General features: G+C 38.9%; 7 protein-coding genes. 2 read left to right on the top strand and 5 right to left on the bottom strand.

The window, feature by feature from the left end; all coding sequences use genetic code 11:
* The first annotated feature begins 18 nt into the window (after positions 1–18).
* Both ACP6L2_RS08295 and ACP6L2_RS08290 read left to right on the top strand, forming a co-directional pair.
* Positions 19–1284: a sugar MFS transporter gene (locus ACP6L2_RS08295; RefSeq protein ID WP_344673300.1), complete on the top strand. Its 1266-nt coding sequence runs from the start codon at positions 19–21 to the stop codon at positions 1282–1284.
* Positions 1285–1382: 98 nt separating this feature from the next.
* Entirely contained in the window at positions 1383–2231 is an 849-nt protein-coding gene (locus tag ACP6L2_RS08290; RefSeq protein ID WP_440508782.1) for a DUF2911 domain-containing protein, read from the top strand.
* Between the two features lie 112 nt (positions 2232–2343).
* Here the strand turns inward: ACP6L2_RS08290 and ACP6L2_RS08285 are convergent, their stop codons facing one another.
* From ACP6L2_RS08285 to ACP6L2_RS08265, 5 genes are all read right to left on the bottom strand, one after another.
* Positions 2344–3306, bottom strand: coding sequence for a DUF1735 domain-containing protein (locus ACP6L2_RS08285; protein WP_440508781.1), 963 nt, complete (start codon positions 3304–3306; stop codon positions 2344–2346).
* A 33-nt stretch (positions 3307–3339) separates the two neighbouring features.
* Positions 3340–4923: a SusD/RagB family nutrient-binding outer membrane lipoprotein gene (locus ACP6L2_RS08280; protein ID WP_440508780.1), complete on the bottom strand. Its 1584-nt coding sequence runs from the start codon at positions 4921–4923 to the stop codon at positions 3340–3342.
* Between the two features lie 10 nt (positions 4924–4933).
* Positions 4934–8050, bottom strand: coding sequence for a SusC/RagA family TonB-linked outer membrane protein (locus ACP6L2_RS08275; RefSeq protein WP_440508779.1), 3117 nt, complete (start codon positions 8048–8050; stop codon positions 4934–4936).
* Positions 8051–8890: 840 nt separating this feature from the next.
* The gene (locus ACP6L2_RS08270; RefSeq protein WP_440508778.1) at positions 8891–11812 is read right to left on the bottom strand and encodes an FAD-binding and (Fe-S)-binding domain-containing protein; all 2922 of its coding nucleotides are present in this window, start codon (positions 11810–11812) and stop codon (positions 8891–8893) included.
* 4 nt (positions 11813–11816) lie between these two features.
* Positions 11817–12725, bottom strand: coding sequence for a DUF1338 domain-containing protein (locus ACP6L2_RS08265; protein WP_440508777.1), 909 nt, complete (start codon positions 12723–12725; stop codon positions 11817–11819).
* Positions 12726–12786: the final 61 nt, after the last annotated feature.

Raw genomic sequence — 12786 nt, 5'->3', positions numbered from 1 at the left:
AATCCATAAATCAAATTTATGAGTAATCAACAAAATCAATCTACAGTAGGACCAATGATAATTATCGGGTCTTTATTCTTTATTTTTGGATTCGCCACTTGGCTTAACTCCCTGTTGATCCCCTACTTACGGATCGCTTGTGAACTTTCAGAGGTTCAATCTTATTTCGTAACATTTGCATTTTATATCGCTTATTTAGTGATGGCACCAGTATCGACTTGGGTGCTAAATAAATTTGGATTTAAGAAGGGAATGGCCATTTCATTGGCAATTATGGCTGTAGGAGCATTATTATTTATTCCTGCTGCTTACTCACGTACCTACTTATTGTTCTTGACAGGTTTATTCATTATGGGTGGTGGTTTAGCTATTCTACAGACCGCATCCAATCCATATATCACGATCATTGGCCCAGTAGAGACTGCTGCAAAAAGGATCAGTATCATGGGTATTTGTAATAAATTTGCGGGTGCGCTAGCACCAATTATCTTAGGTTACTTCTTAAACCTAGGTGAAGCAGATAAAGTACAACAATCCTTAGCAACAATGAGCCCTGAAGAATCAGCTGCTGCATTGGATAAAATTGCTCTGCAGGTTGTTAATCCTTATATCGGTATTGTTGTTGTTTTACTTGTCTTAGCATTCTGGATTTCGCGCGCTAACTTGCCAGAGGTGAAAGGTGATGAGGAAGAAGATGCTTCGCACCATACCTTAACAGAATCTAAGCAAAGTATATTTGACTTTCCTCACGTAATATTAGGCTTCGTAGCCTTGTTTATGTACGTAGGGGTAGAAGTATTGGCTGGAGATACAATCATCGCTTACGGAAAGTATTTGGGCATTCCTTTGGAAACTGCTAAATTCTTTACATCCTTTACTATGGGTGCGATGGTAGTTGGTTATATCATTGGTATTATCGCTATTCCAAAATACCTTTCTCAAGAGGCTGCTTTAAAAATCAGTGCTATCTTAGGTATTTTCTTAACTGCCGGTATCGTTTTTACTGACGGAATTGTATCATTAACCTTAGTAGGATTATTAGGATTAGCTAACTCACTTGTATGGCCTGCAATTTGGCCATTGGCATTGAAAGGTGTAGGTAAATTTACAAGTGCAGCATCGGGTATCTTAGTAATGGGTATTGCTGGTGGTGCTGTTATTCCATTGTTATATGGTCAATTAGCGCACTTTACCAATTCGCATCAAGCTTATTGGATTGCTTTACCATGTTACTTATTTATATTGTACTATGCGATCTCAGGACACAAGGTTCGCAAGCACTAATATCATAAAATGACAAAAGACAAACGGAGATAATCAACTATCTCCGTTTGTTTTTTTATATGGTATTAGTATCTTCGGAGAATAGAACATTTTTGATTATGAAAAAAATAGCATTTACCCTCTTGCTCGCATCGGGTTTATTCTTCAGCGTTCAAGATGCTGATGCACAAATTAAACTACCACCAGCAAGTAGTACGCAATTTATCATACAAGATTTAGGCATTAGTCAAGTCAGCATAATTTATCAACGTCCAAATATCAAGGGTCGTAAAATCTTTGGAGATCTTGTACCTTATAACCAGATTTGGCGTACTGGAGCAAACAACGCTACTAATATTACTTTTCAAGATGAGGTAAAAATTGAAGGTAAAACATTGGCTGCTGGCACCTATGCTTTATTTACCATTCCGACGAAAAACGAATGGACCATCATTTTTAACAGCAATGCGAAACAATGGGGCGCCTATACATATGATCAAGCGGATGATGTTTTACGTGTTAAGGTAAAACCGGTAACCTTAAAAGACAAGGTTGAATCTTTCACGATTTCATTTGATGAGGTAAATGATCAGCACATGAAAACTTCTTTGGCATGGGAGAATACCAAAGTTTCTTTCATGATCGAGGTAGATCAGAAGACGGAGATCATGGCGAGCATTGATGAAGCCATGCAAGGAAACAAAAAACCTTACTTCCAAGCTGCGCAATACTACCATACCCACAATATCGATGCGAAGAAAGCCGCCGAGTGGATGGTAGAAGCGGATAAAGGCAACACGAATGCGCCGCATATCAAATATTGGAAATCTTTAATATTAGCTAAGGCGGGTGATAAAGCTGGCGCTATTAAAGCTGCCCAAGAAGGAATAGAGATGGCTAAGAAAGAGAAGAATTCAGAATATGTGAAGTTGAATACTCAAGCACTTCAAGCTGCGCAGAAAAAATAAAAATCATACTTTACGGTTTATCTGATATGATAATTTAAACCGTATTGTTTAGTCATAACAGAAAAGGGAGGCACCGCTGGCGCCTCCCTTACTTATTTAATTCATAGGTAGATTATCTTGATTTTAAGAATGTCCATTTCTCGTGGAAGAAGGTACGATCTTTACCATTTTCCACCATGACATACTTCACTTCCATCACTTTGGAACCATCAGCACCAATAGTCATTTTGTTTGCACCAGTGATATCTAAGCGTGCAGAACGTCCATTAGGGTTTGTTCCTTGCCCAAAGTAGTTGGTTACTTCAACCACATTGTTGTTGGCATCAAACTTAAATATCGGCGAGAAGTTACCATAAGATGAGTTTGCAGTACCATTTTTAATCGGGTGACCAGTTCCACCGTTCAAATAGGTATTTGAAGTCATGAAATTGGTGTTACCCAAGATGGTTACTAAGTTGGCTTCAAGTGGGTAATAACCAACTAAATTTGCTGCAGTAACATCAAGCATTGGCGATAAAGCTTCCACCTTATAAACGCCATCGTATTTATTCTTGATGGCCATGGTAAAGATGGCTGTACCACCATTCCCGGAAATATTTCCATGAGAGCTGCTGGTGATGGCGATTGCCAAAACATTCTTTTTAGCCAAGTCAAACTTATCTAATTTAAGTTTAACCTTTCCTAAGGCAAATTTCTCTCCTTTTTTGATGGTTAGGCTTGTTGGCATTTCATATGAATCTGCTGCCACTAAAGTATATCCCGATCCTTTTGCTGCATTTTGTTTATCAACAGTTTGTTGAGATGCTGCTAATTGCACGACAATATCCTGAGGTGCTGTATTCTCTGGTCCAGCATAATTTACGCCAAAGGTGAATTCGTCCTTACCCGTTTCAAAGGTCCCTGCACTGTAAACCAATACAGGATCTATATAAGCGGAAGTAGGACCAGTCACATTATAGAATTCGATAACATTAAGTCCTCCAGATGGATGCAAAGCATATTGATCATCTTTTAGACAGGATGTATTCATGAATAGGAAAAATGTACCTATTGCAAGTGCTGCTATTTTCTTCATTATATTTCGATTATACATAACTATTCCTATTAATTATTTCTTAGCCCAGAAAATCTGATCAGCAAAGTGATTGATCTCTTTAGTATTTGCCGCGTTGTAATTGTATTCCGAAGTCGGATACTTAATCATTGTTGGCAATCTATCTGGACGAGGTGAATTTGATGTTACAGAAGCCATATCTACGTATTTGCTGCCTCCAGGAGTAGTCTTAGGATAACCCGTACGACGGTAATCATTCCAAGCCTCTTCACCAGTGATCATGTTCATGGCAATATACTTTTGGGTAATAATAGCTTCTAATTTTTGTGCATCAGTTCCTGCTTTGGAGATATCCACTAAATAAGATGCTGCATTGGCTGCTTTATAAGCTGCAAAATCCGTTGCTACATTCTTACCAGCTCCTAAAGCGCCATTCACATCTAAGTATAAATAATTGAAGGATGCTTTGATACCGTTTTCAAATGCGGTGGTCATATTTCCAGTCAAATATCCTTTTAAGAAGGCTTCTGCTTGTAAGAAATAAGACTCCGCTGCTAACATCATAGGTTGTCCTTGAGTAGGACCCTTCACCACACCAAGAGCATCTGTAATACTGGAAGCACTGGAGCGAACCCCTGTATACCAAGTAGAGTATCCTGAACGTACTGGTGGGTTACCCGTTTCGTTTCCTAATTGATTCAAAGGTGTAGGCCGTGATGTTACCCCAAAGTCATTATAGATAACCTTTCCTCTCCAACTATCGTCAATCTTATTCCCATCGTAATAACCATAGATATAATAGGAAGGAACACGTGAAGTTGGAACTGGGTTACCTGCTGTCGAGTATCCCCAAGTTGACCAAGTTGGGTTTGGTCTATCTTTCACATAACCTGGATTATTAATGGCATCTTTAGTTAAAAAACCAAGTGTCATATCCATTTTAGCGAATTCCTCAGTTACTTTAGCTTTTAAAGCATCAACTGCAGAAATACGAATCAAAAGCCTTAGTTTCAAGGTATTTGCGAACTTCTTCCATTGATCAATATCCCCTTTAAATAAAGGATCAGATGATGCATTCAACTTTTTCACGGTTTGTGATTCCCCATCAAACATGCCTATTGCCTCATTTAGACGACGCAATAGATCCACATAGATTGAAGATGCTTCGGAATATTTAGGCGCATAATTGGCTTTACCTTGCAGCGCTTCTTCATAAGGGATATCATTATGCTGATCGACCAATTTGTGGAATTGGTAAACAGACATCACTTCCGCAGCAGCTTTATAGTTGATTAATTCTGGATTATCTGCAGATCCATCGATCACATATTTAAAATCCAAAAGGTTATCATAAGCTCCCCATTGTGATCCTGTACCGGCCACGTAGTCATAAGTTAACAAGTTACCAAAGCCAGAGAAACCACCGGCATTGGCGATATACCCCACCACGTTACCACCGTAAGTACTGTAAGAGACTTGGTAGGCAGCAGCAGTGTTAATAGCCCCCGGAAGAATCAGATCGGGCTGAACATAAGTTGGACTATTCGGATTAACGTTGATGTCTAGGTATTCATTACACGAAGCAAATGATAGACAACAAGCAAGCCCTATATATTTTAATTTATTAAATGCTTTCATTTTCATCAGATTAGAAATTTACAGAAATGGTACCACCAAAATAACGTGCAGGAGGAGTTAAACTGATCGTAGCAAAACCAACGGCATTACTTGTAGAACCTGCTGAACTGTACTCAGGGTCTGTATATAAATTGGTTTTAGGAACGAATAACAATAAGTTTCTTCCTTGTACAGAAATAGTAGCTCCTTTAGCAAATCCTTTTAATAATGTTGGAGGAACATCGTAAGATAAAGTTGCCTCTCTCCATTTCCAGAATGCTGCAGAGTGCACATAGTTCTCTCCTACTCCAGTGTTGTAGTTTCCAGAAGTCCAGAAGTCAGCACCACCAGTACGTGTTGTGATATTGGTGTTCTCAACATATTGGTTTGTTGCAGGATCTAAATAAGAAGAGTTTGGAATGACAAAACGCTCGCGGTTAAACCAAGTTGTACGGATACCTGAACCGGAGAAATCGAATGCGGTAGTTACACGGTTAGCGATGAAATGTCCTGTACGGTATTCGAATAAACTGGTAAAGCGGAAACGTTTATAGCGTAGCTCCATATCAGCACCGAAAATGTGTGGAGGGTTAGTAATCCCAACACCTGCATAGTTAGTACCATCAAAGCTTGGGAATCCTGAATTTGGATTTACGATGATACGACCTTGATCATCACGGTTATATTTTGTTACCTCCAAATAAGGGAATGGGTTACCTACTTTAGCTACGATACGGTTACCAGTTCCTGCATCCAACACGAAAATATCCGACTGATCAGAAAGGGAGATAACTTTGTTTTTGTTGTAAGCGTAGTTTGTTCCTAAGGTCAATGTCCAACCATTCAAGTTACTAACTGGAGTAACACGTAAGTAGGACTCAATACCTTCGTTGGAAACCTCTCCTACGTTCGTACGTAAGCTGGAGTAACCAGATGCTTGAGAAACAGAAACACTGAATGTTTGGTTGAAGGTATTTGTTTTGTACCAAGTTGTTCCAACAGAAACTCGACCATTGTACATCTCTAGATCAAAACCTGCTTCAGGACCTTTGGTAATCTCTGGTTTCAAATCATCAGCAACCATTGTCCCGCCAATAGTGAAAGCAGATACACCATTATAAGGGTATCCTGCTGCTTGACCAAAGGTTGTGCTCAATGCATAAGGTGATAAGTTCACATTACCCACATAGGCGTATCCACCTCTAATTTTCAAGCTGGTCATCCATTTTTGAGCCTTCAATGCAGGGATCGCATCAGAAGCAATGAATGAAAAGTCAACGGATGGATAGAAGAATGAGCGGAATTCTTTTGCTAGAATAGATCTCCAGTCATTTCTTCCTGTAAAGTGTAAGAATAAGAAATCCTTATATCCAAAACGTGCATCACCCGCTAAAGCTACTTGTCTAGAACGCGTATTTGACTCATCAGCTGTTGGGTTAAGACTTGAGTTTCCGATGTTGAATAAATCATCGATAACTAAGTTTGCTCCACCAACAGATAGACCTTTGTAGTTATTCTCACGAAGTGAGCCTAAAGCTGTTAAGTTGTACGTGATATCTGAAGTAATGTTTCCTTTATATCCCAATGCAAGCTCAGATAACAATTGAATACTTGTCGATTTGCTATCACTCACATTAGCTGCATAATCACCTTTGGATGAGGAAATGTTTTTGGTGTATTCTGTAAAACGGAAGGCACCGTTATAGCTCTTATTTTGCGCATTTTGAGAGCTGATACCAATACGGTAAGTCACCGACGCATTCTTAATTGGGTTCCATTCTAACTGAACGTTTCCTTGGAAATATTCATTTCTAGTTTTAGAACGCCAGTTATCCAATGAGAAATAAGGGTTGTCATAATAATCGTTATAATAACCGTTCGGGTTAGCATAAGGATCATTCTTCCAATCACTATACTGTGTCAATGGAACATGCGCTGGAGTCTGTAGAATCTCGTTATACATACTTCCACTTGCTGTTGTTAAATCATACCAGTTCTGAATGTAGTTGGCATTGTAGTTAGCACGGAAGTTTGGATAAATATTTCTTGAACCATTGGCACGAATACTCGCGCGTTTGTATTTATCTTTTGGTAAAACACCAGACTGAGCAAAGAATTGTCCAGAGATATAATAAGTAGATTTATCATCACCAGAGGTTAAGCTAATATCAGATTGATTAGCTAATCCATTTTGCCAAAATTCGTATTTATCATTTCGAGCAGAATAAGGGATTGTTTGGATAGAACCATCGAAAAGAGGTTTACCAATTTCTACCATGCTTCCATCAAACTCAGGTCCATATTGCTGGTTTTCATAAGGGGTATAGGTTTTTACAGCATCTGGAGTAGTACCTGATCCGAAGCGATTTTGAATCTGTGGTAAGTAACTAACGGCCTCTACTGTAGATGTATGAGAAGCTTTAATGGTTGTTACACCAGCTTTACCACGTTTAGTAGTAATTACGATCGCACCATTGGATGCATCAGATCCGTAAGCAGCAGCAGCACCAGCACCGTTTAATACTTCAATGTTTTCAATGTCCTCTGGATTTAAGTTACCTAACATTGAATTTGGTACAATAATGTTATCCAATACCAATAATGCCTGGTTGTTACCAGTAATGGAACGCTGACCACGTAATACTAAACGGTAGTTAGGGTTTACACCACCATTCACAGCATTCACCTGTAAGCCAGGAACTTTACCCGATAAGGCAGATGCAAAGTTGGAGGATTTACCTTGAGTAATCACTTCCGACTTAATTGTCGTACTGGCATTACCTACTTCCTTACGTTTAGCCACTAAACCTCCCCCTGTAACGACTACTTCATCAAGTACATTGTTAGAAGCCTCCAAGTAAATATCTAGACGCTCACCACGCAGGTTAGAGACAGAAATCACTTTGGGGCTATACCCTACTGATGTTACTTGGATGCTGTTGCTGTTGGTAGGAACCGAAATGGTAAATCGGCCTGAACCATCAGTCATGGTTGCAATACGGGTTGATGGAACCGTAACTGTAGCGCCTGGAATTGGCTTTCTTGTTTCTTGGTCAGAAACAGTACCCGACACAACGCGGGTCTGAGCAAAACCAAGATGAACTAACAGGAGACATCCTATTAGCAGAATTGCTTTGAGTTGTTTCATTTGTTCAATTAGAATTGGTTAGTATTTGTTTGTTTGTCCCCAAAAATATAGGCAATACTTCCCCCGAAGGCCTATTTTTAGACCTCTGCCCCAAGTCCCGAAAGACTCCTATATTTTAATAAAAGATGTACTGACGCTTCGCTAGTAAACTTATCCCCTAAGGCTTACTATTGAAAACGAATTAAATCTTGGCTGAAAGGACCAGCCTTAAGAAATGGATAATGAGTAGATGTCTGTTTTTTCATATTTAGTTGTTTAGTTAAAAAAGCAATCCCAAAACTCCAAGTATTGTACTCTCAATCCATCCTACCTAATTAGGTATAGAAAACAGAAGTAAACACTACAAAGAGTAATTACATTATATATTAAAATAAGCAAGTTGGAAAGCTGTCAAACGATCGCGACATTGGCTTCAACTTCATAATTCAGTAGCACATAACTTTTTGTGCTTTTGGTTTTTAGGTCATACCCGGTAATTAAGTATGACTTCATTAATAAAATTAATAAAGGAATTTAATTAAACAAATTTTATAAACTAATTAATCTTTCAGTTCTAAAATAGAAAATTGACTATAAAACAATTTTTAGACAGTATAAATTAATGACTTTTCTATAATTTCGATTATTATAAACTTTAAACACCAAACTATTAATAGAAACAATACAAAACGCTACAGTACAGTAGGTTGTTTGAAAAAAAATATAATTAAAAAACCTAAATCAATTTACCTTCTGTAACAAAAGTTTGCTCATTATAAAAAACAATATGTTATAATCACAAAAAAAACCTTTCAACTTATTCATTGAAAGGTCTTTTGTTTTATTAGGAAAGACTGTTAATTACAATAAAGCCTTAAATAAAATCTCAACTGGATGATGGGCTGATTCTTTTGTTCCATCAAATATCTGATGTCTGCAACTTGAGCCTGGGGCCGCCACTATACAACCCGACTTCTTATCTCGTACAGCAGGGAATAATACCAACTCCCCTATTTTCATGGATACTTCATAGTGTTCTTTTTCATAACCAAAAGATCCAGCCATACCGCAACATCCTGATGGAATATCCTTTACCTTATAATTTTCAGGTATTGCCAATATTTTGTGAACAGCAGGTACTATTCCCCAAGCCTTTTGTTGGCAGTGTCCATGAAGTAATATCTCCTGCTCTTCTTGTGTAAACTGTTCTGTAGCAATATTGCCTAATTCATATTCTTGCAAAATAAACTCTTCAATAGACAATGCTAATGGAGCAATTCGTTTGGCATCTTCAAGCAAGTGCTCGTCCACCAGATCAACATATTCATCTCGGAAAGTCAAAATAGTAGAAGGCTCCACAGCAACTAACTTCGTGTTCTCATTGAGTCTGCCCCTAAAGATCTCCACATTCTTATTGGCCAATTTCTTAGCTTCCCGCAATAATCCCTTAGACATTAAAGCACGACCTGAAAACTCATGTTCAACCATTAGAACCTGATAACCTAAGGCCTCCAAAAGCAATATGGCTTTCTTACCAATCTCGACATCGTTATAATTCGTAAACTCATCAAAGAAGAAGTACACCGTTTTTAATGCTTCTTTTTTATCAAAGGAAGGTTTATCCTTTTGCTTATACCAAGAACGCAAAGTCTGACTGGCTATTTTAGGAATATGACGCTCAGGAGCAAAGCCAATAACTTTCTTGATGAGATTACCAGTTAGCTTATTGCCCGTCATAAAATTATATATGCCTGAAATTGGTTGCATCAAGCGTGTTAAAGTATCCACATGGGCAATCATTCTCGATCGAATAGGCACACCATGCGCATCATAATAACCTTGTAGAAACTCAGCCTTAAGTTTAGCCATATCAACGCTACTTGGGCACTCCGATTTACAACCTTTACAGCTGATACATAGATCCATGACATCCTTTAATTCCTCATGGTCAAAAGGATTCAGTTTACTGGAATTTGTCAGCATTTCACGTAGCATATTGGCCCGTGCTCTGGTCGTATCCTTCTCTTCCTTGGTGGCCATATATGAAGGACACATCGTTCCTCCCGATAAGTGCGTTTTACGGCAATCTCCAGAACCATTACACTGCTCAGCATGCTGTAGGATAGTTTGCCCGTTATAACGAAATACCGTCTTTATTTCCCGATCTACCTGTCCGGGTTCATGACGTAAGAAAGTATTCATCGAAGGCGTGTCAACAATCTTACCCGGATTAAATATCCCCTCTGGATCCCATTGCTTTTTAAGATCCTTTAAGAGCTGATAATTATGGTCACCAATCATGAGTGGAATAAATTCTCCTCGCAGTCTTCCATCACCATGCTCCCCACTCAAGGAACCTTTATATTTCTTCACCAATTCCGCAATTTCCAATGCAATAGCTCGAAAAAGTAAATTGCCTTCTTTCGTTTTGAGATTAATTATTGGGCGCAAATGCAATTCGCCTGTGGCAGCATGCGCATAATGCACTGCATATAAATTATATTGTTCTAAAATCTGGTTAAAGTCAGCGATATAGGCTGGTAGATCATGCACATCAACCGCTGTATCTTCAATGACTGCAACAGGCTTCTCATCTCCAGGCACATTGCTCAATAACCCCAATCCAGCTTTACGTAGATTCCATACCCGCTTCTTATCAGCACCTAACACCAAAGGAAAATGATAACCTAGGCCATGAGCTCGCATATCAGCCTCTACTTCTGCAACCTTTCTTAAAATATCAGCTTCATCCAGACCATCGTATTCCACGATTAATATCGCCGCTGGATCGCCCTCTATAAAGAATCGATTATTCATTTGCTCCAGATTACCTTTGGTGCATTCCAAAATGTAATTATCCATGAGCTCACTTACCAAGGGCTGATGTTTTAAGGCAATCAGATTTCCTTTTAAGGCATCTTGCAGCGAATGAAAATGCACACATAGCAACCCACTTGGGTTCTCAGGCAATGCATTTACATGAAGTTTAATGGAAGTAATAAAAAGTAAAGTCCCTTCCGAACCACAAATCAATTTACAGAAATTAAAAGGCTCAGCTCCTGAATTAAAAGGATCGGACTCCAATAACAAATCCAAAGCATAGCCTGTATTCCTACGTTGAATACTTGCTTTCGGATAGTTCTCGCGTATTAATTCTTGATTGTGGTAATCACCCAACATGGATTTAATCTGCTGATATATTCTACCCTCTAGACTATCCTGTTGGCTCTTGGCAACAAACTCATCAAAACTCAAGGCTTTAAAAGACACTTCTGAGCCATCGCTCAGAAAACCTTCCACCTCTAAAGTATGCTCCCGAGCACTACCATAAATCAAGGAGTTAGAACCACAGGAGTTATTACCGACCATCCCGCCAATCATAGCACGATTCGCCGTTGAAGTCTCGGGTCCAAAATAAAGCTTATGCGGCTTAAGGAAAAGATTAAGCTCATCCCGTATTACTCCAGGTTGAACTTTTACCCAATTCTCCTTTACATTTAGCTCTTCAATACCTGTGAAGTATCTGGAAACATCCACCACTATTCCTGCTCCAACAACCTGACCTGCCAGCGAAGTACCTGCAGTACGTGGAATAAGAGAAGTATGCTGTTCACGAGCGAAAGAAATCAATCTTTTGATATCCTCTTTGTTTTTTGGATAAGCCACAGCCAAGGGCATCTCGCGATAAGCAGATGCGTCTGTTGCATATAACAAACGCATCGGTTCATCCCAAAACAATTCGCCCTCTAACTGTTGAGCAAGCAAAGAAAGCTGCTCTTCCATATTCTTACGCTCCTTTTATTTGTGTGGTATAAGTACTTTCGAAAATCTTATCGGCATTATTGGTCTCAAAACCATCTCGACGATGCTTAGGTTCAATTTGATCTTTTGGTAAATCTTTAAATTGAGGCAAAACACTACGCTCGGCAAACTCCACATAACTTCCAGCAATCGGCAATGTCTTTCCATCAGCAAACTTCGCATCATATAAAGCAGAAACCGTAGAACTCTGGCGCAATAAACCATCCTCACTAGTTTTAATCTTCCCACCTGAAGTATTCAATTTCACGCCAATACTTTCCAAGAAAGCATTAAACTCCTCTAAGGTATTGTAACCATCCTTCAATTCATGTATGCTGATGGTATAATGGTTTAAATAATAACGGTTGTAAATAACCCAAGCAGCATATTCACTTTCCGCCAATAGCGTTTCATATTCGCTTGAGGTAGGCAAGTCCCATAGTGGTTCTTGCAAGAAAGCTGCAACCTCTTCCCCATTCTTCAGGTCGATTTGATCTACTGGATCAGAAGTTATGGACTTTGTATATTTCTGGATGATTTCTTGCGCTTCTTTAGACAATTCCTTTACCCGAAGTTCCGAAACAAAAATACGCGGATAGGCTGGATCTGCAGGTGCGTACCAATAAGCATCCAATTTCTTACCTTCAAAATAAAAATAATCCATCTTTTTGTAACCAAAGGAAAGGAAGATCTTCTCAAAAGAAGCCAATCCTAAGTTCGGCACCCCTAAAGTACGGAAGGCTATATGGTCATTGACAATCTCTTCTTGAGAAGAAACCACCTGACGCTCTAAAAGGGCTTTGGTAATTTTATCGACATCGGCTACGTTCCGTCTATAATGTTCAAAAAGGTCATTTAGAACAAAGTCAACAGGCTTTTTTTCATCGAAATGCATAATCGCGGAATTTAAATTTACAATTAGAATAAAGTTATCGAAAAATTGATAAATAAAAACA

Origin of the sequence: Sphingobacterium lactis (assembly GCF_051951495.1) — a bacterium.
Classification (GTDB): Bacteria; Bacteroidota; Bacteroidia; order Sphingobacteriales; family Sphingobacteriaceae; genus Sphingobacterium; species Sphingobacterium lactis_A.
This window is presented reverse-complemented; position numbering and strand designations above follow the sequence as displayed.

Excerpts from the sequence above, each read along its gene's own strand:
- ACP6L2_RS08270 (WP_440508778.1), bottom strand. The coding sequence starts at position 11,812 with ATGGAAGAGCAGCTTTCTTTGCTTGCTCAACAGTTAGAGGGCGAATTG.
- ACP6L2_RS08265 (WP_440508777.1), bottom strand. The coding sequence starts at position 12,725 with ATGCATTTCGATGAAAAAAAGCCTGTTGACTTTGTTCTAAATGACCTT.
- ACP6L2_RS08275 (WP_440508779.1), bottom strand. The coding sequence starts at position 8,050 with ATGAAACAACTCAAAGCAATTCTGCTAATAGGATGTCTCCTGTTAGTT.
- ACP6L2_RS08295 (WP_344673300.1), top strand. The coding sequence starts at position 19 with ATGAGTAATCAACAAAATCAATCTACAGTAGGACCAATGATAATTATC.
- ACP6L2_RS08280 (WP_440508780.1), bottom strand. The coding sequence starts at position 4,923 with ATGAAAGCATTTAATAAATTAAAATATATAGGGCTTGCTTGTTGTCTA.
- ACP6L2_RS08285 (WP_440508781.1), bottom strand. The coding sequence starts at position 3,306 with ATGAAGAAAATAGCAGCACTTGCAATAGGTACATTTTTCCTATTCATG.
- ACP6L2_RS08290 (WP_440508782.1), top strand. The coding sequence starts at position 1,383 with ATGAAAAAAATAGCATTTACCCTCTTGCTCGCATCGGGTTTATTCTTC.